This window comes from Achromobacter sp. 10T422 (genome assembly GCF_056394065.1).
In genome coordinates, this window is sequence record NZ_JBFTHD010000003.1 from 295,222 (window position 1) to 317,401 (window position 22,180).

At 65.3% G+C, this 22,180-nt stretch carries 13 protein-coding genes; 7 read left to right on the forward strand and 6 right to left on the reverse strand.

Annotated elements, in window-relative coordinates:
• The first annotated feature begins 5 nt into the window (after positions 1 to 5).
• The 5 genes from AC1DB0_RS09020 to AC1DB0_RS09040 all read left to right on the forward strand — a co-directional run bounded on the left by AC1DB0_RS09020 (position 6) and on the right by AC1DB0_RS09040 (position 6,463).
• Complete coding sequence (locus AC1DB0_RS09020; RefSeq protein WP_054421089.1) at positions 6 to 1,238, forward strand: pectate lyase family protein; 1,233 nt, start codon at positions 6 to 8, stop codon at positions 1,236 to 1,238.
• A gap of 124 nt (positions 1,239 to 1,362) precedes the next feature.
• The gene (locus tag AC1DB0_RS09025) at positions 1,363 to 2,304 is read left to right on the forward strand and encodes a GAF domain-containing DNA-binding protein (protein WP_254600636.1); all 942 of its coding nucleotides are present in this window, start codon (positions 1,363 to 1,365) and stop codon (positions 2,302 to 2,304) included.
• A 163-nt stretch (positions 2,305 to 2,467) separates the two neighbouring features.
• Positions 2,468 to 3,613: a D-alanyl-D-alanine-carboxypeptidase/endopeptidase AmpH gene (ampH, locus tag AC1DB0_RS09030; RefSeq protein WP_476757373.1), complete on the forward strand. Its 1,146-nt coding sequence runs from the start codon at positions 2,468 to 2,470 to the stop codon at positions 3,611 to 3,613.
• Between the two features lie 23 nt (positions 3,614 to 3,636).
• Positions 3,637 to 4,878 carry a hypothetical protein gene (locus AC1DB0_RS09035; RefSeq protein WP_476758646.1) on the forward strand — a complete coding sequence of 414 codons (1,242 nt, stop codon included), beginning with the start codon at positions 3,637 to 3,639 and terminating at the stop codon, positions 4,876 to 4,878.
• A 7-nt stretch (positions 4,879 to 4,885) separates the two neighbouring features.
• The gene (locus AC1DB0_RS09040; protein ID WP_476757375.1) at positions 4,886 to 6,463 is read left to right on the forward strand and encodes a serine hydrolase; all 1,578 of its coding nucleotides are present in this window, start codon (positions 4,886 to 4,888) and stop codon (positions 6,461 to 6,463) included.
• A gap of 23 nt (positions 6,464 to 6,486) precedes the next feature.
• On the opposite strand, the gene AC1DB0_RS09045 is transcribed toward AC1DB0_RS09040, so the two are convergent.
• Together AC1DB0_RS09045 and AC1DB0_RS09050 are read right to left on the reverse strand one after the other, a co-directional pair.
• On the reverse strand, positions 6,487 to 12,660 hold the full coding sequence (locus AC1DB0_RS09045; RefSeq protein WP_476757376.1) for an autotransporter outer membrane beta-barrel domain-containing protein: 6,174 nt from the start codon (positions 12,658 to 12,660) through the stop codon (positions 6,487 to 6,489).
• Between the two features lie 128 nt (positions 12,661 to 12,788).
• Positions 12,789 to 13,964 (reverse strand): hypothetical protein, encoded by a 1,176-nt coding sequence (locus tag AC1DB0_RS09050; RefSeq protein ID WP_476757377.1) that lies wholly within the window; start codon positions 13,962 to 13,964, stop codon positions 12,789 to 12,791.
• A gap of 258 nt (positions 13,965 to 14,222) precedes the next feature.
• Here AC1DB0_RS09050 and AC1DB0_RS09055 point away from each other — a divergent pair, with 258 nt between their 5' ends.
• The gene (locus AC1DB0_RS09055) at positions 14,223 to 14,651 is read left to right on the forward strand and encodes a YjjA family protein (protein WP_476757378.1); all 429 of its coding nucleotides are present in this window, start codon (positions 14,223 to 14,225) and stop codon (positions 14,649 to 14,651) included.
• Positions 14,652 to 14,732: 81 nt separating this feature from the next.
• Positions 14,733 to 15,509 carry a fused MFS/spermidine synthase gene (locus AC1DB0_RS09060; RefSeq protein ID WP_346552484.1) on the forward strand — a complete coding sequence of 259 codons (777 nt, stop codon included), beginning with the start codon at positions 14,733 to 14,735 and terminating at the stop codon, positions 15,507 to 15,509.
• Here AC1DB0_RS09060 and AC1DB0_RS09065 read toward each other — a convergent pair.
• From AC1DB0_RS09065 to AC1DB0_RS09080, 4 genes are all read right to left on the reverse strand, one after another.
• Positions 15,502 to 17,769 (reverse strand): FdhF/YdeP family oxidoreductase, encoded by a 2,268-nt coding sequence (locus AC1DB0_RS09065; protein WP_476758647.1) that lies wholly within the window; start codon positions 17,767 to 17,769, stop codon positions 15,502 to 15,504. The genes AC1DB0_RS09060 and AC1DB0_RS09065 overlap by 8 nt on opposite strands.
• 93 nt (positions 17,770 to 17,862) lie before the next feature.
• Complete coding sequence (locus AC1DB0_RS09070; RefSeq protein ID WP_476757380.1) at positions 17,863 to 19,170, reverse strand: chloride channel protein; 1,308 nt, start codon at positions 19,168 to 19,170, stop codon at positions 17,863 to 17,865.
• Between the two features lie 161 nt (positions 19,171 to 19,331).
• The gene (locus tag AC1DB0_RS09075; RefSeq protein WP_476757381.1) at positions 19,332 to 20,774 is read right to left on the reverse strand and encodes a M81 family metallopeptidase; all 1,443 of its coding nucleotides are present in this window, start codon (positions 20,772 to 20,774) and stop codon (positions 19,332 to 19,334) included.
• 31 nt (positions 20,775 to 20,805) lie between these two features.
• Positions 20,806 to 22,053, reverse strand: coding sequence for a D-amino acid dehydrogenase (locus AC1DB0_RS09080; protein WP_447980821.1), 1,248 nt, complete (start codon positions 22,051 to 22,053; stop codon positions 20,806 to 20,808).
• Positions 22,054 to 22,180: the final 127 nt, after the last annotated feature.

A 22,180-nucleotide genomic window follows, 5' to 3' on the forward strand; every position in this document is an offset into this window, starting at 1 on the left:
CCTTGATGAAGACAGCAATGAAAACGAGCCGGTGGACAGTGCGTCGGCCAATCCAGTGGCTGCTTGCCGTGGCCCTGTTGCAAGGCGGCGTGGCGGCCGCGAGTGAATCGTGCGCCAGCCCGGATGAACACTGCCCGCTCGTTTCGTCGCTGCTGTCCCAACGCGAAGGCTATGGCGCCAAGGCCACGGGCGGCTTGGGCGGAAAATTCATCGAGGTCACGTCCGACCAGGATTCCGGCCCAGGCACGCTGCGCGCCGCGCTCGCCCAAGCGAAGAAGGGGCCAACGTGGATACGCTTTGCGTCGGACATGACCATCGTGCTGGACAAGCAGCTGCGCGTGCCGTCGAACGTAACGATCGACGGTCGCGGCAAGCAGGTCACGTTGATTGACGACGGGCTGGGCGTGTACGGCAGCCAGAACGTCATCCTGACGCACCTGACCATCGACGGCCGTCTGAACCGGCTGACGCAAGCCGTGAACGTGGCCAACGGCAGCCGCGACGTGTGGGTCGACCACATGGACCTGTCGCGCATGTCTGACCGCTTGCTCAACGTGAAGAACGGCTCGACCGACGTGACGATTTCATGGACCAAGTTCCATAACTCGAACAAGGTCATGCTGCTGAACAACATCACATCGAAAAATCTGTTCGAAAACTACGACCGTGATTCGATTGCGCGCGTGACGCTGCACCACAACTATTTCTTCAACACCGTGCAGCGCAACCCTCGCGGGCAGTTCGGCACGTTCCACCTGTTCAACAACCTGTTGGAGAACTGGGACTTCTACGGCATGAGCTTCAGCCTGGAGGCCAAAGCCTTTGTGGAAGGAAACATCTTCAACAACACCACCCAGCGCAAGTGCGTGGAGCCGGCGTTCTTTCCCACGGTGGAAGGCATCAACGTCAACTACTGCCACTACATTCCCATCGCCGCCAAACGCAGCGCGCTGGACAACGGCGAATCCGATCGCGGCGCTTACGAAAAACTGAAGGCGCAGCATGGCTACACGCGCGACTACAAGGCGTTCCTGCGTCTGAAAGACAATCTTTATCTGGGCGACGCGAAGCCGGTGCTGGAAGACTACCGCCCCGAATCGGCGCCGACGCCGCCGTACTGCTACGGCTACGAGCGGCCCACGCCGGAATTGGCGGAAAAGATCCGCCAATTCGCGGGGAATACGGGTGGCGATACGCCGTTGCCGACGTCGCGCGTGGGCTCGGGCTGCGGCAAGTAACTCAGGAGGCCCAGCCGCCGTTTCCCGCGCTTGTCATTTCCCCTTCCCAGAGTGAAAATCGCCGCTTGGCGTGTTGCACAGCAACACAGGGACGACACACGATTCGGCCGCCAGGGGAAACGCAGTGAAGGACGCCGTCCAGTATCAGACTCACACCGCTTTCGACGGTGCCGCCGGCACTGAACCGGATCGCCCGTCAGACCGTTCGCCCGACTGGGTCTACCGTTGCGCGATGAGCCTGCTCAAGCGCCCGGCCGATGATGCGATATCCGAACAGTTGGCCTTCATGGGCGAGACGTCCGATGTGGATCGTTCGTGGCTGATCGAGTACCGGCCCGACATGCTGCGATTCCGCAATACCCATGAATGGTGCCGCGGCCAGACGCAGCCGTTTGTTGCCGAACTTCAAGATGTGCCGACCACGCTGATTGCGTGGCTGCACCGGTTCATGGTGAAGGGCTACGCCGTGGCCATTCATGATGTGCACGACCTGCCGCGCACGGCGCGGATCATCCAGGCCGAGTTCGTGCGCCAGGGCAACAAAAGCGTGCTGAGCGTGCCGGTGTTTCATGACAAGAAGCTGTACGGCATCATCGGTTTCGACACCACCGCCCGGCACCGCAGCTGGTCGGCCGCCGAGGTCAACGCGCTGTATCAATGCGCCAACCTGATCGGTCAGGCCAAGTATTCCAACAGCCTGGATCACAACCGCACAGCGATGCACGAGAGCTCGATGTCGGTGGTCTATCTGAACATGCGCGGCGTGGTGCGGGGCGTGCAGCCGGAGACCATCGTTGGCGTGCGGTCGGCAGGAAACTACAGCGAGATCTGGCTGGAAGACGGCTCGATGGTGCTGGACTCCCGCGCCCTCGGGATGTGGTCGACCTTGCTGCCCGAAAAGATCTTCTTCCGCGTACACCGCACCGCCATTGCCAATGCGTTGCATGTCATGGACGTTGACCGCCGCAGCGTCGACAAGTGGCTGATCAGGATGCGCTCGGTTGAGGGCGCATGGCCCGTGTCGCGCTCGTACCGCAAGCCGCTGCGCGAACGCATGGGGATCTGACCCGCCAGCCGGGGCCGCCGCGCCCCGCGCCTATGTCATTCGTCATGCGGGAATGTTGTTTCGTCCTGGCAAGGTGGTCAATTTCCAAGGTTTTGGGATGATCTCGCTTGCGGTGATCCTTCCCGCAACTCCCATCCCCCGGGCGACCCTTGAGAGAATTGGCATGCTGGCGACTCGCGCTTTCACACGTTTGACTTCCCTGGCTTTGACGGCGGCGTGCGCGTTGGGCGTGGCCCCGGCGCGCGCGACTGACCTGGCGTTGCAAGATGCCGTGTCCATGGCCGGCATGCAGCTGTTTCTGAACTCGGGTGCGCCGGCCGTCATCATCGCGGTGGTGCGGGGCGATGAGGTGGTCATCCAAGGCTATGGTGAGACAGCGCCGGGCAATGGCGTTGAGCCGGACGCGAATTCCATCTTCAGAATTGCGTCGGTGTCCAAGGTGTTCGCCGCCGATGTGCTGGCGTCGCTGGCCGCCAAGGGCAAGGTCAAGCTGACCGACCCGCTGGCCAAGTACGCGCCCGACAATGCCCGCGTCGAAGCTAACGGGCGGCCCATCACGCTGTTGGATCTGGCCACGCATTCCGCAGGCTTGCCGCGCGAATTGCCGGACCCGAACGCCAAGCCGTCCGACAACCCCTACGCCGCGTTTGACCGCGCGTACTACTGGAAATGGATCGGCAGCAACAAGCCGGCCTACGCGCCGGGCACCACCACGCTTTATTCGAACCTGGGATTCGGCTTGCTGGGCGATGCATTGGCCAAGGCGGGCGGCGCGGATTATTCAACGGTGCTGGCCCGCGAAGTCACGCAGCCCGCGGGCCTGACGGACACCACCAATGTGTTGAACGATGCGCAGAAGAAGCGCTTGATGACGGGGCTGGACCCGTTTGGCAAACCGGACCCGAACGCGCCGGTGCCGGACGTGATGTACGCCAGCGCGGGCATCTATTCCACGGCGGCCGACATGGCGCGCTGGATGCGCTGGCACCTGGACGGCGCGCGCCAGGCCAAGGAAGCCTTCGCGCTGGACCATGTCATGTGGCTGCCGTATGACGGCTTGAAATCCGTGGTGGGAACCGAAGTGACTAGCGCCGATGGCATGGGCTTGGGCTGGGTGGTGTCACTGCCGCGCAACGGCACGCCCTTGCTGTTGGGCAAGAGCGGCGGCCTGGGCGGCTTCATGAGCTATGCGGTGTTGTCGCCGAATCGCGACCTGGGCGTCTTCGTGGTGGCCAGCCGCGTGAACTTCGCGATGTTCGAAAACATCCATTCCCAGGTGCGCGAATTGGCGGCTGAGCTGGCGCGGTGATCGGGTCTGGCGGGTGCTTGGCGATGGGCAAGCGCATTGGATTATCGGTATGCCACGGGCTTGTGGCGGCAGTGGTGATGCATGGCGTTTTTGCGCAAGAGGTGTTTGCGCAAGAAGTGCCTGCGCAAGAGGTGTATGCGCAAGAAGTGCCTGCGCAAGAAGTGCCTGGGCAAGGCGGGCCCGACATCTTCAAGACCGAGATTTTCCTCACGCCGTACAGCCAGCTGGGCGAAGACGCAGGCACGTATCCGCAGCTGAACGGCCGTTTTCTGCTGATGACGGGCTACACCGGGTTTTTCGGCATCAAGGATGACAACGGACAGATTCCGCGGTCGCACTGGAGCAGCGTGCAGCCCACGGCGGAAGCCGCACTGGTGATGCAGCTGACGCAACGGTTTTCGATCCGCACCAAGGCAACGCTCAACTCGTCGAACAATGAGACCAAAGACAACGCGTTCTCGGACCTGGGCGTGAACCTGGACAACCTGTTCGCGGCCTATACCGCCGACCGCTATGCCTTGTACGGCGGCAAGATGGACTTGGGCTTTGGCGACGCGTGGCATGTCATCGATGGCCTGTACAGCGGCTTTAACGAGAACTCGGAGTTTCGCGGTTCCATCGGATTGGGCGGCCGCTACACCTTGGCCACCGGCGGCAACGGCACGCATTCGGTGGCGGCGGTGTTGTTCAAGCGTGATGACACCGCGTTGAACCAGCGCTTCAGTCTGAACGATGGTTTCATTCGCCAAGATCAGCCGCCGGCATTCAGCGACCAACTGAAGTCGTTCATCCTGTCTTATGACTTTCGTGATCTGCCGGGGCTGGAACGCTGGTCGGGCGGCGTGGACGCCGGCCGCCTGCATGTGGACCCGGGCATGGGCGAAAGCGCCAACACCGTCTCTGCCCGGCTTCGATACGACGCGCCGCTTGCCAATGCGTGGGCGCTCAGCTGGTTTAACGAAGCCACGTTTTCCAGCGCCTTTCGCGGCGCGCCCGTGCGCAACGGCAATGGCGTGACGTCAGTATCGCTGTCGCGCGACCGCTGGCAATTGACCGCCACCGCTGCCGCGCGCAAATTATCGGGCAGCGACGGCAGGCTGGCGCCGTACGGCTTGCAGAACGATTGGGACTGGGCGTTGTCCGGCGCCATCACCTACGTCACGCCGGTCGGGTTCATCGTGCAGGCCGGCGTGACGCATCAGCGCGATCAGGCCATCCGCATCAACCAAGGTGTTTTTCGCATCGCTTATCAAGCGGGATTCTGAGGTCACCATGACTAGCAAAACCAACTTCATTGCAGGCCTGTGCGTGTTGGCCCTGAGCGGCGCCGCGTCAGCGTGGGCGCAGCCGATTCCCGTTGAATCGCATGCCAGCCCGCCCGCCGACGTCGTCGCCATCCCCAAGGGCAGCCGCGAACAAGCCGTGAAGGATCTGCCGCGCGTGGTGGCAGACATCATGAAGCGCAGCCATGTGCCGGGCATGGCGGTGGCCGTGGTGATGGACGGCAAGACGGTGCTGACCCAGGGTTACGGCACGCGTGAAGTGGGCAAGAACGCGCCGGTGGATGCCGGCACTGTGTTCCAGATTGCGTCGATTTCAAAGTCGCTATCGGCCACTGTGGCGGCGATGGAAGTGTCGCAAGGCGTGGTGGCGTGGGACGACCCCGTGGCCCGCTATCTGCCGGACTTCAAGCTCAGCAACGCTTATGTGTCAGCGCACGGCACCATCGGCGACTTCTTCGCGCATCGCTCGGGTTTGCCTGGCACGGCGGGCGACGACCTGGAAGACTTGGGCTATACGCGCGGTGACGTCATGGCCCGCTTGCGGCTGCTGCCGCTGGACGCGTTTCGCACGTCGTATCACTACGCAAACTTCAGCACGACGATCGGCGCAGAAGCGGTGGCCAAGGCCGTGGGCCGCCCCTGGGAAAGCCTGGCGCAAGACGTGCTGTTCAAGCCGCTGGGCATGACGTCCACCAGCTATCGCTACGACGACTTCATGGCGCGCACGAATCGCGCCGTGCTGCATGGATATCAGAAGGGCGCGTTCGTGCCGCTGGGCCAGCGCAATGCGGATCAGCAGGCGCCCGCGGGCGGGGTGTCGTCCACCGTGGGAGACATGGCGCAATGGTTGAAGCTATTGCTGGCCGATGGTGAATTCCAGGGCAAGCGGATGATCGCGCCGGGCGCGCTGCTGCCGGCCTTGTCGCCGCAGTCGTTCAGTGCGCGCGCGCGCAACCTGGACGCGCGTTCGGGCTTTTACGGTTATGGCTTCAACGTCAATACCGAGCTGGGCGGACGCCCGTCGATGGGGCATTCCGGCGCGTTCCTGATGGGCACGGGCACGACGTTCCGGATCGTGCCGTCGGCGGGCATCGGCATCGTGGTGCTGACCAACGGCGCGCCCGTGGGTGCAGCAGAGTCGGTGGCGGCAACCTTCATCGACACGGCGCTGTATGGCAAGCCCACGCGCGATTGGTTCGCCGCGTACAACGGCGCCATGCAGGCCTTCTTTGCGCCACAAGCCGATCTTTCCGCGCAGGCCAAACCGGCGAACGGCAAGCCTGCCGGCGCGCTGTCGCAATACACCGGCCATTTCGACAACCCCTATTACGGTCCTGCGGAAATCCAGGAAGCCAATGGCGGGTTGAGCCTGGTGCTGGGACCCAAAGGAATGCGCTTTCCCGTCAAGCACTGGGACGGCGATACCTTCGCGTTCGCCCCGGTCGGCGAAGCCGAGCTGGTGGATTCGCTGGCGTCCATTGTGTTCAAGATGGATCAGGGCAAGGCCAGCGGATTCGACATCAAGTTCTATGACGATGCCGGCATGGGGCATTGGTCGCGCAAGTAATCTCAAGCGCCGCCACCGCCCCTTCAAAAGCGGTAGGCGGCGCGCAGCGTCAGCGATTGGTCGCGGTACTGTCCGTTGCCGCGCAAGGCGTATTCCGTCTTCAACTCCATGCCCTTGGGGCTCACGACTTCCAGGCCCGCCGATAGATTGCCGTAGGTGCGCGGCATGCCCGACTTCAGCGAGAACGGCGTGGCGTTGAAGCTGCTTAGCTGCATCGTCGTGACCACATCGCCACCGTTCAGAAAGCTCATGCCGCCGGCCACATACGAACGCAAGGTGGAGCCGTTAGCCAGGTCTTTCCGGCCGCCCAGTTCGATCATGGGCGACACCATGAACGACGTGGTGTCGTTGCCGCGCACCTTCAGGTTAAAGAGGCCCGCCCCGCTTTCCTGATAGCCGTCCTGGCGGATGTGGTTCACGTCCAGATCCACATAAGGCCGCAGATACCAGGTGGGCTGGCTGAATTCATACGCGGTGCGCAAGCGCGCGGCCAGGAAGGACGCATCAGGTTTGCTTTTGGCCACACCATCCAGCGTGCTGCGCGACATTCTGCTTTTCTCAACACCGCCATGAACGGCCACGGCAATCTGCCACGGCGCGCGGTTGTACTTCAGCGCCAAACCACCCGAGAATGTGTCGCTGTTGCCGGTCAAGTCATTCGAAGACGTCGTCTTGCCGGCGGCATAGGCCAGCGAGCCGCCCAGGAACCAGTTGTTGACGATTTCGCGCTGCGCGCCGAGGGTCAGCGCGGTCTGGCGGATGCGATAGCCCTGGTCATCCGACGTGCTCTTGCGTTGCGTCCAGTTGGTGTCCAGCCGCGACCAGACGCAATTGCCTTCACGCAGTATCGTGCTTTCGCCGACAAAGCCCGGGCAGCTCATCATGCGGCCCATGGATGCATAGGACTCATGTATCTGGTTTGCCGCGCGGGCGAATTGCCCATCGTGGGCCACGCCATTGAGCGCATCGCGGTATTGGCCGGCGGTTTGCACGCCCGTGAACTTGTCGAACAGCGCTGCGCTGCGTGAGTCGCCCTGGTTCCACAGGCTTTGCAAGGAATTCGCGATGCTCCGGTGGTCTGCGCTGACGGGCAATGCCGAGGGCGTGAAATTGGCGTCCACCGAAATCAGCGGATCGCGCCATCCGCCTGCGCCGTTGTTCTTCAGCGCATAACTGAACAAGGGGCTGTCGCTAGAGGTGGCGGGAATCTGCGATTGCTCGGCGTCGAAATGCGCGATGCCCATCCACACATTCTTCACGGGGTTATGCAGCACGGGTTGGATGATGCCCCCGAACGTGGATGGGCCAGACACCGAGATGAAGTCGCTGTGATGGTTGCCGAAATCCAGGTCGGGCCGATAGGTGCCGGTGTGGTTCAGCACGCCCGTTAACCGGGTGGCGGCGTACGCACCGGGGCCTGCCGGGTTGAGGATACCGGCGTTGTTCAGATCGCCCACGAACTGCGAACCGGTGTACAGGTTGCCACCCGCGTTGTTGTTGAACGTGCTGCCGTTGCCCAGCTGCACATCGCCGGCCACGGTGCCGGTGTTGTTGACGAGCGCCTGGCCCGACACCTCAATCGCGGTTTTGGCTTGAATGGTGCCGGCGTTGGTAATGGTGGTGGTGGCCAAGGGCGCCACGGCAAGAATGCCCGTGCCGGAGGTGGCGTTCGCGCTGACGAGTGCGCGCGTGCCCAGGCTGATCGACACGGCCCGCCCGCCGCCATTGGCGCCGTTGCTCAGGGCGACGATGGCGGGCGAGCCCGCGCCCGTGGCGACAACCTGGGCCGCTTCGCCCAGGCTGATCGTGACGGGGCCGCCGTAGGCCAGCGCGTTGTTGGGGGTGCCGTATTGGTAAAGCGTGCCGTCCTTGAAGACGCCGCCGCCGCCCACGCTCATGGCAAGAATAGCGGGCGCATTTGCGCCTGAGGTTTGCACGGTGCCGCCCGTGCCAATGGCCACATTGACCCCTGCCGAGTTGCCCGTGCCGCCCGTCAAGCCGGCGCTTTGGATGATGCGGGTGGAGTAGCTGGCGGACGACTGGTCGCCCGTCAGGCCGCCACCGCCGCCGATGCTTTGCGCCAGCACGCCCGCCGCGCCATTGCCCGACGTCGAGATCACGCCCGACAACGACAGGTTGACGGCGTTGCCGTCGCCGTCCTGGGTGGGGGCCGTCACGGCTTTCAAGGTGGTCAGATTGGGCTGGAGCGCCAAGCCGGCGATGCCGCCGCCACCGCCGATGCTCTGCGCGACGATGGCATGCGCGTTGGCGCCAGCGGTGACAATGCGGCCGCCCACGTCCTGCGTGACGGTCACAACGCCGCCCGCGCCCTGCATACTGCCATTCGATCCGAACGTGATGGTCATGGGGTTGGCCGCTGGCCGCGCGGTGTTATCCAGCGAGGCATACCCGCCACCGCCGCCCACGCTTTGCGCCAGCACGCCGAACGACAGCGCGCCGTTCGTGACGATGCTGCCGCCCGAGTTCGAGACGGTGACGTTGCCGCCGCTACCCGTCAGCGTGGAAAAGGGCGTGGCGACGGTCTGGAGGCTGCCCAGCTGCATATCGACGCTGCCCAGTGACGCGCTGGTCGACACGATGGCCGCACCGCCGCCGCCGCCCACACTTTGCGCGAAGATGCCCGGCGACAGCCAGCCCTGCGTTGTGATGAGGCCGGTGTTGTTCGCCACGCTGACCGCGCCACCCGACAGCAGCGCGCTATTGAATGCCGCGGAGTTGCTGAACGTGTAGTCACCACCCAAGGTGACCCCCACGGAGGCGGTTTGTGAAATGTTGGCCAGGCTGGTGTTGCGCAGGCTTAAGGTCGTCAACCCGCCGCCGCCGCCCACGCTCTGCGCCATGATGCCGGCCGCGCCGCCTGCCTGCGTAGTGAGCGCACCGCCATGGATGACGCTGGCCTGGCCGCCCAAAGTGAATTCTGCATTGCGTTGTGCGCCGGTGGCGCCCAGCGTCGTGGTGGTGGTGAACGCGCTCCATAGATACATCGGCTGGTCCAGCACCGACACGCCGCCGCCGCCGCCGATGCTTTGGGCCAGGATGCCGGGCGCTTGCAAGCCCTGTGTGTTGATGCGGCTGGTCGACGCGCTGGCGTCCACGGTGACGGCTCCGCCCGAGCCGCTTGCGCCATCGGAGCCGCCGTTTTGCACATGAATCAATGAGCCCAGCACGGACCCGCCCTTGGTGCCGAGGAGGTTGATGACTTGCGTGATCTTGTCGATGATCGCGGCGCTTTGATTCCCGGCCGCCGCGGTGACGACGTCTTGCAAGTCCTGGCCGCTTGCCGTGCTGCGGCCGCCGCCGCCGCCGATGCTCTGCGCCACGATGCCGGCCGATCCATCGCCTTGCGTGGCGAGGGTGCCGGTATTGATCACGATGGCGGGATCGCTTGCTGATCCCCCGCCCGCGCCGCCCGTGCCGCCGCTGCCGCCCGTTTGATGGGTGATGCTGGTTTGCGGCAGGGCGACGGTGAACAGATTCTGCGCGCCGGATTCCGCTGCCTTGATCAGCGCGTCGATGCTCGACAGCAGGCTCGACGCGCCTGTGGAATCGATCAATCCGGCGTTGCCGCCACCGCCGCCGATGCTTTGCGCGAGGATGCCGGGAGCATGGTCGCCTTGCGTGGTGATGGCGCCGTCATTGCGCACATTGAAGGCGCTGGCGCTGCCGCCTCCACCGCCTTGGCCGCCGGTTGTGACGCTGGTGGACAGGCTGATGGCTTTGCTGATCTGCATCTGCGGGGCCGCTTCCAGCCACTTCACGGCCTGTTGCAGCAAGCCGGGCAGCGCCGCCGGTGAGCCGACGATGGCGTTGAAGGCATTGGCGTCCAGCGCTTGAACGATGCCGCCGTTGCCGCCACCCCCGCCAATGCTCTGCGCCACGATGCCCGCAGCGCCTGTGCCCGCGGTGGCGATGATGCCGCTGCTGGAATTGGCGGCCTGCACGCTTGCGCCACCACCGCCTTGGCCGCCTTGCGCGCCGTGCCGGATGCTCAGGTCCAACGACACCAGCGAGTTGCCGATCGTCGGCGTCTTGACCGGGGCCAGCACGCCGCCGCCATTGCCGCCGCCGCCGCCCACGCTCTGCGCGACGATGCCATGGCTTTGCGCCGAGGCCGTGCGGATGCTGCCGTCGTTGGTGAGTGTGACGTTGCCGCCGTTGCCCGCGCCCTGTCCCGCCCCGCCATTGGTGATGGCGAGCGTGACCGTGCCGCTGGGGTTGTCGCCCGTGGGGGGTGCGATGGTGACGGTGCGCGAATTGGCCAGCCCGCCGTTGCCGCCGCCGCCGCCAATGCTCTGGGCCAGCACGCCATTGCTGTGCGGACCCAGTGTTGAGATCGTGCCGGTGCTGGCCTGCGTGAACGACACGGTGCTGCCCGAGCCGCCGCTGCCGCCCTTGCCGCCTGTGGCCACGGTGACGTTCAGCCCCATGCCCACGCCCACCGCGTTGGCCGACCCGGCCGTGCCGCCGCCGCCGCCGATGCTTTGCAAGACGACGCCGGGCGCATTGCCCGCCCGCGTCAAGATCTTGCCCTGCGATGAAAACTGCACCAGCCCGCCGTTACCCGCCGCGCCGCCCGTGCCGCCGATGGCGACGGTGGCGATGACGCCGGTGGCGTTGGCGTCACCGCCCGCGCCACCGCCGCCGCCTATGCTTTGCAGCGTCACGGCGGCGCTGTTGTCGCCCGAGGTATCGATGCTGCCGGTGTGCGTCATGGCGACGCCTCCACCCGCACCGCCCATGCCGCCATGTCCGCCGCCGACCGCGATGAAGCCGTTGCTGGCCTGCGCCAGTCCGCCGCCACCGCCCGCGCTGTTCACCAGCACGCCCGCGGCATCGTTGCCCAAGGTGCTGATGACGCCCGCGTTGGTTAGCGTGATGGCCTGGCCGGCCATCGCACCCGCGCCACCATTGCCGCCTGAGCCGAAGGCGCCGCTGGACCCGCCCGGCCCGCCTTCACCGCCCAGGACGCTGGCGACGATGCCCTTTGCGCCGACGGTGTTGGCGGCGCCTGTGGTGATGGCGCCGGTGTTGGTGATCGTGATGGCGCCGGGGTTGCCGCCCGCAGCGCCGTTGTGTCCGTCGGCCCAGGAACCATCGCCGCCGTTGCCGCCATTGCCGCCTTGGCTCAGCGCATAGATACCGATTGCGCGGTTGCCGGTGGTGGTGATCTTGCCGCCGTTGGTGATGGTGACCAGGCCCGCGTTGCCGCCTGCCGCTGCCTTGGTATCAGTGTCATTGCGCTGCGACGCATTGCCGCCGATGGATCGCGCAATCACGCCATACATGCCGTCGCCCAGCGCCGTCACCGCACTGTTTGCCGATGACGTGAACGTCACGGCCCCTGCATCGCCGCCGCGCCCGGCGTTGCTGTGGCCGCCGAAGTCGCCGGAATGTTCCGCCGCACCTCCATTGCCGCCAAGCGAGATCAGCCCCACGCCTGCGCTGACGTCGTCCGGGCCGGGTCCGCGCGCCGTGATCGATGTCGTGCCTTGCAAGATTGCGGTGGCGTCGCCGGCGTTGCCGCCTCGGCCCGAATCATTCGCGCCGCCAAACCCGCCAACGATGGCGCTGTCGGTGCCAGACCCGCCCCAGGATTGCACCGCCACGCCGAAGCCCGTGCCGGTGACGGTGGTGTTGTTGAGTGTGATGCGCGCCAGATGGCCATCGCCGCCATTGCCGAAATGGCCGGCGCGCCCGTCGGCATTGGCGTACAGACCGCCGTTGCCGCCGGCCGAGGTCAGGCTGATGCCACGGCCCGCGGCCGAGACCGAGCTGGCCGATAGCGTGTAGTCGATGATGCGCCCGCCGCCGCCATTGCCGCCCCAATGGTTGAAGTTGGACGGCGCGTCGCGGCCATCACCGCCCTTGCCGCCGCTGACGTCGATCAGAATGCCGGTTTGCCCAACTGCGGTTGCGGTGATGTTGACGTTGCGGTCCTGCTGGAGAAAGTCGCGCTGGCCCCATTGGCCGTCAAAGCCGTTGTCCGGGTAGTCGCCGCTGGTGCAGCAGGTGCCGTCCGCACCGCGAAAGACATATACCAACGCGGGCTGGGTCTGGATTTGGGCCTGGGCCGGGCGCCCGAACAAATACGCCGTCGACATGCCGGCTTGCAGCACCAGCAAGGCAAGTCGGGACGGCCGGAGCCGATGGCGCGAGGGGGCTTGCGGGACGGACATGGCGGCGCGGGCGTGTGGAATCGGGACAGATTAAGAAAATCGCCGTTCGCCGCGCGCTGGACAAGATCAAGATGACGAATCAACCATCCGGTGTGATGAGTCGCCTGTGGCGTGTGCAGGAGTCCGTTCTATGCCTCTTTCGTCGCCTTCCTGTCTGGCCGGGCGCTAAGCGGCTTGGCGTCATCCGCCGGCGATCCGATGCCGTCCGTGTCCTGCGATCGCGCGGATTGCTCGGCCTGCGCCAGCTTGTCTTTCAGCTCGGCGACCCGATTGCCGTCGGCATTCTCATCTTCACGCAACGCCTTTTCAGCGGCGGCCAGCAAGGCTTTCAGCTCTTGCATGACTTCCTTCACCAGGCGCGCATCGGCTTGACGCTGCCGGGCGTCGCGCTGGCGTTCGTCAGCGGGTGAGCTGGCGTCGATGCGTTCACTGTCTTCGCCGGACGCCGAGGCAGTTTCGGCGGCGTCGGCTGCGCGGTCTTCGGCCGTGGCCGCTCCGCCTGCATAAGCCGTCAATGCGCGAGACGCTGCGGTATTTGATGCTGGGGTACTTGATGCTGGGGCATTCGATGCTGGGGCATTCGATGCGGCGGCGTTCGATGCGGGGTTTGATGCCGCGGTATTCGTTGCGACGGCATTCGACGCGACGGCATTCGATGCGACGGCATTCGATGCGGGGGCTTCCGCCTGCGGTTGAGGGGCCGCAGCGGAAGTCGTAGCAAGACCGGCGGCGGGCGCCTCGGTCGTCGATGCGGCCGCGGCGCTGGTGATGCCAGCCGTGGCTGCCGCGGGCATGGCCGCGCTTGGCGCTGCGCTCGCACTATGCACCACGGGCGCTGTCATTGGCCCCACGGATGCCCCGCCTCCCGAGCCTTGCGATAGGGTCGCCGCCGCTTGGGCCAGTTGTCCGGCCAGTTGGCGCAGTTCCTGGATGATGCCCTTGGCGGCTTCCGGCCCCATCATCGCCAGCAACATTTTCAGCATCTTGATGCGTTGCTTGATTTCGGCGATGCGGCCGCGCGCCATGTCACTGCCAGATGGGCCTGCAGCCGCTGACTGGCCGGCGTCGGCCATTTGGGCTTTTCGGGCTTTTGCAGCGCGTTCAAGCGCGTCGCCGCTGATCGACACGCGAACGGAGGGCATGTCCGTCTTGGCCGCGTCGTCCTTTTCCTTGGCGTCGGCCGCGATGGCCGCTTCTTTTTTGGCCCCTTCCTTTTTGGCGTCTTCCTTGATGGCGGCGCGTGTGTCGTTGGCCAGGGCTGCTGCGCCCCAGATGGAATCGTCGGTCCGTAGACTAGAGGTCATATCGCCCGCCTTCAACGCGCCTGAGGCGCGAATAATTATGGTTTTCGTCGAGTCACGGGCGTGTGTGGCCGGTGACATGCAGGGGTATATCCCGTTAACGGCAGGCGATATAAATACTTAACGTGTGTACGGAATTGCGCGTTGTTGCCAAGGCGTGACGTTGCGAATTCAATTGCTACGGCGATCGGGATTCGTGCGCCGGATCTCCTATAGTTTTCCGGACGGGTCCGCCCTGCGGGCCGCTTCTGGGAGCACATCATGCGCATCCAAGTCAGGCATTTCATTAGTGCGGCAGCACTGGTTGCAGCGCAATGCGTCGCGGCAGGGGCGCACGCGCAACTGCTCGATTCCGTGAAGGGACAGATGGAGGGCCTGGGCGGCAGCGCCTCGTCCCTGTCATCGCTCAGCGCGGGCAGCGCAGGCAACGCAGCCGGCGTATTGCAGTACTGCATCAAGAACAATTACCTGAGCGGCGGCGACGCGCAGGCTGTGAAAGACAAGTTGATGGACAAGCTGCCAGGCGGCGCCAGCAAGGCCGAATCCGACACCGGTTACAGCTCGGGTGTGCAAGGCATTTTGAAGGGCAGCGATGGCAAGTCGCTCGACCTGAGCGGAAGCGGCCTGAAGAAAGAAATCACCCGTCAGGCGTGCGACCAGGTGCTAAAGCAAGGCAAATCGTTCCTGTAGGCGGCTGGGCGCAGGCGGCAAGCGGGTGCCGTCTGCCATGCGGATGGTATCTTGTGCCTGTTTTCACCCTCTGCCCTGCCCATGTCCGACTCTTCTTTTCCCGCCGACGCATCGCAACCTGACGAGCCGGCGGCCATCCACCGGCCCTTCGTCCAGAATGCCGGCACGCGCCGCACGCTGCATTTCACGCAGAAGGAAATTCAGAGCAGCATGTCTGTGCTGAACCCGGATGCGCTGGAAATCGAATACACGCGGATGATGATGGGCTTCGTGCTGTTCAAGCCCGAACCCGCCCGCATCCTGATGGTGGGCCTGGGCGGCGGCTCGTTGCCCAAGTTCTGCCATCGGTATCTGGCCACCACCCAGATTGAAGTGGTCGAGATCGACCCCGCCGTCATCGCCCTGCGCGACACCTTCATGGTGCCGCGCGACAGCGAGCGCTTTCAGGTGATCCAGGCCGACGCGGCCGATCACATGCGCGACGTGTCGGACCACGCCGACGTGATCTTCCTGGACGGCTACGGCGTGGGCGGCATCCCCGACGCGCTCTGCTCCGAAGCGTTCTACGCCGACTGCTACCGCGCGCTGCGCGACGACGGCATCCTGGTGATCAACTTCCACGTCAACCACCCCATGCACCACGAGTACCTGGACCGCGTGCGCGAATCGTTCGGCTCCGCGATGTTCGAAGTGGTCGACGACGACATGACCAACAGCATCGTCTTCGCCTGCAAGGGCGACCTGCTGAACGACCCCGCCGCCGCAGAGCTGAAACGCCCGGCGTCCATCCCCAAAGACGCATGGCGCCAGCTGATGCCGACGATGCGGGTGATTGGGGCGACGCTGGAGCTTAAGTAGCTTTCCGAATCACCACCGGAATCGACTTATAGCTGGGCGTGCCGCTTTGCTTGTCCTGATAATCCAGTGGGCACAGATCATTGGCTTCCGGGTAGTACGCGCCGACGGACCCCGCGGCGATGTCGTATTCAATGGCGGTCAGGCGCAGGTGGCGGTGGGATTCGCCGGGCAGGCTGGTGTGGATGTCGACTTCGTCGCCGGGTTCCAGGCCGTGCAGCTTCAGGTCGGACGGATTCATGAACAGCACGTCGCGGCGGCCGAACACGCCGCGGTAGCGGTCGTCCAGGCCATAGATGGTGGTGTTGTATTGGTCGTGGCTGCGCAGCGTGGTCAGTTTCAGGCTGCCGGGGGCGGTGGCGGCAACGTCTTCCTGCAAGCCTTTGAACGGCAGGAATTCGGCGCGCCCGGATGCGGTCTTCCAGATGCGTTCGGTGGGCGGCAATGACAGGCGGAAGCCGCCGGGTTTCAGGATGCGTTCGTTGTAGCCGTGAAAGTCCGGGTAGACCTTTTCGATCAGGTCGCGGATGCGGTTGTAGTCTTCAACCAGGTAATGCCAGGCGATGCGGCTGCCGGGCAGCGTAGCGGCTGCGATGCCGGCGATGATGGCGGGTTCCGAGCGCAGGTGCTCGGACGCTGGCGCCAGCTTGCCGCGCGAGGCATGCACCATCGACATCGAATCTTCGACGGTGATGGACTGCGCACCACTGGCCTGCACATCGCTTTCCGTGCGGCCCAGCACGGGCAGGATGATCGAATCGCGGCCAATCAGCAGGTGCGACCGGTTCAGCTTCGTGTTCATGTGCACCGCCAGATCCAGGCGGCGCATGCCGGCCGCGCATTGGCTGGTGTCGGACAGCGCCATCGCCAGGTTGCCGCCCAGGCAGATCAGCGCCTTCGCAGCGCCGTCGACCATCGCCTTCATGGCGTCAACGGCGTCATGCCCGTGGCGCTCGGGCGGCCGGAAGCCGAAAGTCTTTTCGAAGTTGTCGAACATCACGGGGTCGATCTTTTCGGTGATGCCGACGGTGCGATTGCCTTGCACATTCGAATGCCCGCGCAATGGGCAGATGCCGGCGCCGGGCTTGCCGAAGTTGCCGCGCATCAGCAGCAGCGCCGCAATCTGCTGCACGTTCTGCGTGCCGCGCGCGTGCTGGGTGATGCCCATGCCGTAGGTGACGATGGTGGCGTTCGACTTGGCGTAGGCGGCGGCGACGAGCTCCAGCTCGGCGCGCGTCAGGCCGCTGGCCTGTTCGATGTCGGACCAGGCGGTGTCGTCCAGGTCTTCTACGTAGGCGTCAAAGCCGTGGGTGTGTTCGGCGATGAAGGCGTGGTCCAGGACGCCGGGCGTGGCGCGGTCTGCGTCCACCAGCGCTTTCATGATGCCCTTGAGCGCGGCCGCGTCGCCGCCGACCTTCACCTGGTAGTACGTGGAGGCGATGCGCGTTGACCCCATGGTGCCCATTTCAATGGGGTTTTGAGGATCGGCGAAGCGTTCCAGCGCACGTTCGCGCAAGGGGTTGAACACGATGATGGGCACGCCGCGGCGGGCGCATTCATGCAAGGTGCCCATCATGCGCGGGTGGTTGGTGCCGGGGTTGTGGCCCATCGAGATGATCAGGTCGCAGGTGTCGAAGTCGTCCAGCGACACCGTGCCTTTGCCGATGCCGATGGCTTGCGGCAGGCCGACGCTGGTGGCCTCGTGGCACATGTTCGAGCAATCGGGAAAGTTGTTGGTGCCAAGCTCGCGCGCGAAGGCGCTGAACAGGAACGCGGCTTCGTTCGACGCGCGGCCCGAGGTATAGAACTCAACCGAATCCGGGTCAGGCAGGCTGGCCAGCGTGCGGCCGATGCGAGCGAAGGCGGCGTCCCATTCGATGGCTTGGTACGTGTCGCTGGCGGCGTCGTAAATCATCGGATGCGTCAGGCGGCCGGCGTCTTCCRGGTCGTGGTCGCTCCAGGTCAGCAATTCGGTGACGGTGTGCGCGGCGAAGAAGTCGGGCGTGACGCGCTTCTTGGTGGCTTCCCACGTCACCGCCTTGGCCCCGTTTTCACAGAACTGGAAGGTGGACGTGTGAGCCTTGTCGGGCCAGGCGCAGCCGGGGCAATCGAAGCCGTCGGGCTTGTTGGTGCGTAGAAGCAAAACAGGCGCTTCGGCAATGCGCATCTGGTCCGCCACGGCTTGGGCGGTGGCTTTCAGCGCGCCCCAACCGCCTGCGGGGGCGTCGTAGCGTTGGATGCCGGTAAGGTTGCGTGACTTCATGAAAATCTCGGGTCGGGAGGTGTTGCGTGCCGGGTCAGCGGGATAAGGCGGGATAAATCGGGATCAAGCGGATTCAAGCGGATTCAAGCGGATTCAAGCGGATTCAGGCCGCGGTGCGCGGGCGGCATCGGCGCTGCGGGCGGCGCGGGCCGTGCAAAAACGATGGGTTACCGCAGAGCCTGCCACAGCCAGGATCATCGGCACCAAAAAACCCTGATCTACACGCGTGAATTCGAGAATCAGCACGATGGCCGTCAGCGGCATGCTCATGGACGACGCCAGAAATGCCGCCGCGCCAACGACGGCATAGGCGCCAGGCGGCCCGTCAGGCCAGGCCAGGCTCCACAGCCCGCCCAGCACAACGGCCATCAAGGCGCCGATGGCGATGCCTGGCGTCAGCAGCCCGCCGGACGCACCTGCGCGCAGCGAACTGGTGGTGATGGCCACCTTCAGCACCAGCAAAATCGCCGCCATGCCTATCGTCAGCTCGCTGCTGAAGCCCAGTTGCGCCGGCCCTTTGCCGTTGCCCAGCAACGCAGGCAGAAGCATCGCCAGCCCGCCGATCATGGTGAAATTCAACAAAGCCGTCACGGGCAGCCGCCATCCGCGTGCGGCGCGGCGGCGGGCGGCGGTGGTCAGCCGCACAAAGCCATACGCGGCGCAGCCAAACAGCGGCCCTGTCACGACGGACCAGACGATCAGGCTGGCGCTGACTGACATGTCGGGAACGAGGTATTGGATGTCGTTGCCCAAGCCCGCCCACGCCACCACGGCGCCGATGCAGCAGGTTACCAACGCCAGCATGGCGGCGGGCCATGCGAAGGTGCCCAGCAACACTTCCAGCACGAAAAGCGCCGCGCCCAACGGCACGTTGTAGACCGCAGCCAGCCCCGCGCCCGCGCCGCAGGCGACGATCATCCGGTGTTGTTCGGGCGGCAGCCGCAGCCACGCTGCAAGCCGGCTGGCGGCCAGCGCGCCCACTTCTCGCGGAGCGACTTCGCGGCCCAACGGTGAGCCCAGCGCTACGGTGATGATTTGCAGTGTGGCGTGCGCCAGGGTCGTCATGGCGGGCATGCGCAGGGCGGGGTCTTGCACGGCCTGCGTCACGCTGACCAGCGGCCGTCCGTAGCGGTAGATCAGCCACCATCCGCCGCCCGCGATCAGCCCGCATAGCATCAAGACACCCAAGCGCCGCTCGCCGCTGGCGGCCTGGACGCCTTCCAGGAAGGTCTCGTGGCTGATGATGTGATCCAGGCTGTAGCCATAGGCCACGTGCTGGACCGCGTGCAACAGCATGCCGAGCAACATGCCGCCCAGGCCGGCAAGCAGCCCGGTCAGCAGCGCGGCGGCGATAAGGCGGCAGTGGAACCGGGGCGGATCGGTGGCTGGCGCTTCAGTCATTTCAGGATGGCTCCTGTCCGGGGCGGGCGAATTCGCCCGGGAACGGTTCATGATGAAGCACTGTATGCCAACTGGCGTCAACGAATGGTGAACACGTGACGCCGTTAATACCAATGGATGACGCGGTCATTCCAAATCGAAAGGAGACCGCCAGGCGCGCCCTAGGCGATGGGCCATTTCGGCAGGCGGATCTTGCGGTAAGGCAGGCTGCGCCAGTCCGGGCTGGCGGAACCCGGCGCGGCCACGTACACCACGGCGCGCGCCAGGGGCGCATAGCGGGCGTAGAAATGATGCGCCGATTTCACGACGATGAGCCGTTGCGCGGTCAGATCGCAACCCAGCTGGGTGAAGAGGTCGGTGTGATAGGCCTGCGTGCGCAGCGACACCAGCGCGATCAGGATGCCGTCCGCGTCGACCAGCGCGCAATCACCCAACGCGATTTGCGTATTGGAGTTGCCGGTCATCATCATGTTGGCGTGCGTGGCCACCACGCGGCAGCGCGCGTCGACGGGCGTGCCTGACAGCGGGCCCACCTTTCCGCCGATGCGCAGATCCAGCTCGGCACCCACGCCCGCATCGAACGCGATGCGCGCGGCAACCGGGTCCCACATCGGGCCGAGCGCGGCGTTGCGGATGCCGCGCTCTCGCATGCGCGCCAGGAGATAAGTGGAGTCGCCGGCGGCGCCGCTGCCCGGGTTATCGGAGCGGTCGGCCAGCACAATGGGTCCGCCATCGAACGCAAGCGCTTCGTCCAGCGCTTCATCTACGCTGCGGTAAGGCACCATCAGTTGTTCACGCATGCCGATCAGTTCGTCGGCAAGCGTGCGCGCAAGCGTCTGCGCGCGGGCCGCATCGCCGTCGGCATAGACCAGCACCTTCGTGCCCATCTCTGGCACATCGCCCGTGGCGAACCCCTGCGCCACCGAGATGGACAGAATGCCGTCGCGCCCTTCCAGCGCTTTGATGCGGCTGACGAAGCTGCGTGCCGGCTCGCGCGTGGTGTGCATGGGCACGACCATGTCGCAATCGACCAGGGCAGGCGCCGGACGCTGCTGGCGCAAGTGCGCAGCGTGGCACAGGTCCACGAGTTCACAGGCGCGCTCGTAGACGTCGATGTGCGGATATTCCTTGAACAGCACCAGCACCGTCGCCTGCTCCACCATCAGCGGCGTCAGGTGCGCGTGCGGGTCCAGCTCGGCGCCCACGATGACATCGGGGCCGACCAGCGCACGCACGCGTTGCAGGATGTCGCCTTCGCAGTCGTCGTAGCCATCGGCCACCATGGCGCCGTGCAGGCCCAGCAGCACCATGTCCACTGGCAGCGCGGCGCGCAGGTCGGCAAGCAGCTCGTCGCGCAGGGTTTCATAGGCGGCGCGTGTGGTGGTGCCGCCCGGCTGCGCCGAGGCCACCAAGCCTTCGATGACGGTCCATCCATATTCATCCGCGCGTTGGCGCGCGACCCACAAGGGGCCGCCGTAGAACGTCATGTGATCGGGGTGCGTGCCGGCAGGCAGATACTCGCGCGACGTGAAGGCGGCCAAGCCGGTTGGCAACGGCGAAAAGGTATTGGTTTCAGTGGCGAGTGCGCCGGTGAAGATACGCATGAGACGGCTCCAAGGCGCGCGCGGCGCCCGTTCAGGGTTGAAACGGCGCGGCGTCGATGGGCAAGGCGCTGCCGCTCATTTGCGCGGTCAACAAGGCCGCGCTGCCGCAGGCCAGCGTGAAGCCCAACGCGCCTTGGCCGATGTTCAGCCACAAGTTGCTGGCGGCGCGGCTCTTGCCAATAAGCGGCTTGCTGGTTGGCGTGGCGGGGCGCACGCCCGCCCAAGCTAACGCGCGCGTCAGGTCCAGCCGGGGAAACGCTTCACCGACCTGTCGCCGCAACGTCGCCAGCCGCGATGCGTCAACGTCCGCGTGCTTGGCGCCGATGTCCACCATGGCTGCGATGCGCAGCACATTGCCCAGGCGCGCGTAAACGATGCGCCGTTCGTAGTCGGTGACGCTGATGGCCGGGATATCGGCGGTGTCGGCGGTGATCGGCACGCTCAGGCTGTAGCCCTTGAGCGGGTAGAGCGGCACGCGCTGGCCCAACGCCGCCAGCAGCGGCCGGCTGCCGATGCCGGAGGCCACAACGAACGCATCCGCCTGCACGTCACCCGCCGGTGTTTGTGCGGCGACGATGCGGCCGCGTTCGCGCCGCAAGCCTTGCACGCGGGTGTTCATGTGGACGCTTACGTTCCCCGCGCTGTGCAGCCGCTGGAATAGCGCACCGGTAAAGCGATGGCAGTCGGCCGTCTCTTCGCTGGGGGTATAGACGGCGCCCGCAATACGCGCGCCCATGCCGGCAAGGGCGGGCTCGGCCGCCAGCGTCTCGTCGCGCGAGAGCACGCGCTGGTCCGTGCCGTGCTCGGCCTGGTAGCGCACCAGCGCGGCGGCCTTCTCCAGCTGCACGGCGTCCCGAAACACGATGAGCTTGCCGGTTCGGGACAAGCCGAAATCCATGGGCGCTTCCGCCAGCAAGGCGTGCAAGGTGTCGCGGCTGAGATAAGACAGCGATAGCAATTGCGCGGTGGATGCGCGCGACACCGATGCGCGGCACGCCCGCAAAAATCCCGCCAGCCAGAACCATTGCGACGGGTCGAAGCGATAGCGCAATCGCAGCGGCGAATCGCGCCGGAACAACCAGCCCGGCATGTCCGCCAATGCGCCCGGGCCGGCAAGCGGCGCCACATAGCTATAGCTGAGCTGCCCGCCGTTGGCGAAGCTGCTGCCCAGCGCCGGCTCCGCGCGTTCGTCCACCAGCGTGACCTCGTGGCCCGCCCGCGATAACAGGTGCGCCGTCGTAACGCCGACCACGCCCGCCCCAATTACGCATACCCGCATGACTCGCCTCGTAGGTTCAGGTAGGGCACGATTCTGAGCCGCGTGTGTGTGGCTGAGCAAATTCCAAAACACGCGCTATCCATAACCTTGCGATATGTGTGTGGCGACGCGTTGCCGCCCTATCGTT

Coding starts and splice junctions, on each gene's coding strand:
- AC1DB0_RS09020 (WP_054421089.1), top strand. CDS start 6: ATGAAGACAGCAATGAAAACGAGCCGGTGGACAGTGCGTCGGCCAATC.
- ampH (WP_476757373.1), top strand. CDS start 2,468: ATGCTGGCGACTCGCGCTTTCACACGTTTGACTTCCCTGGCTTTGACG.
- AC1DB0_RS09035 (WP_476758646.1), top strand. CDS start 3,637: ATGGGCAAGCGCATTGGATTATCGGTATGCCACGGGCTTGTGGCGGCA.
- AC1DB0_RS09040 (WP_476757375.1), top strand. CDS start 4,886: ATGACTAGCAAAACCAACTTCATTGCAGGCCTGTGCGTGTTGGCCCTG.
- AC1DB0_RS09045 (WP_476757376.1), bottom strand. CDS start 12,660: ATGTCCGTCCCGCAAGCCCCCTCGCGCCATCGGCTCCGGCCGTCCCGA.
- AC1DB0_RS09050 (WP_476757377.1), bottom strand. CDS start 13,964: ATGACCTCTAGTCTACGGACCGACGATTCCATCTGGGGCGCAGCAGCC.
- AC1DB0_RS09055 (WP_476757378.1), top strand. CDS start 14,223: ATGCGCATCCAAGTCAGGCATTTCATTAGTGCGGCAGCACTGGTTGCA.
- AC1DB0_RS09060 (WP_346552484.1), top strand. CDS start 14,733: ATGTCCGACTCTTCTTTTCCCGCCGACGCATCGCAACCTGACGAGCCG.
- AC1DB0_RS09070 (WP_476757380.1), bottom strand. CDS start 19,170: ATGACTGAAGCGCCAGCCACCGATCCGCCCCGGTTCCACTGCCGCCTT.
- AC1DB0_RS09075 (WP_476757381.1), bottom strand. CDS start 20,774: ATGCGTATCTTCACCGGCGCACTCGCCACTGAAACCAATACCTTTTCG.
- AC1DB0_RS09080 (WP_447980821.1), bottom strand. CDS start 22,053: ATGCGGGTATGCGTAATTGGGGCGGGCGTGGTCGGCGTTACGACGGCG.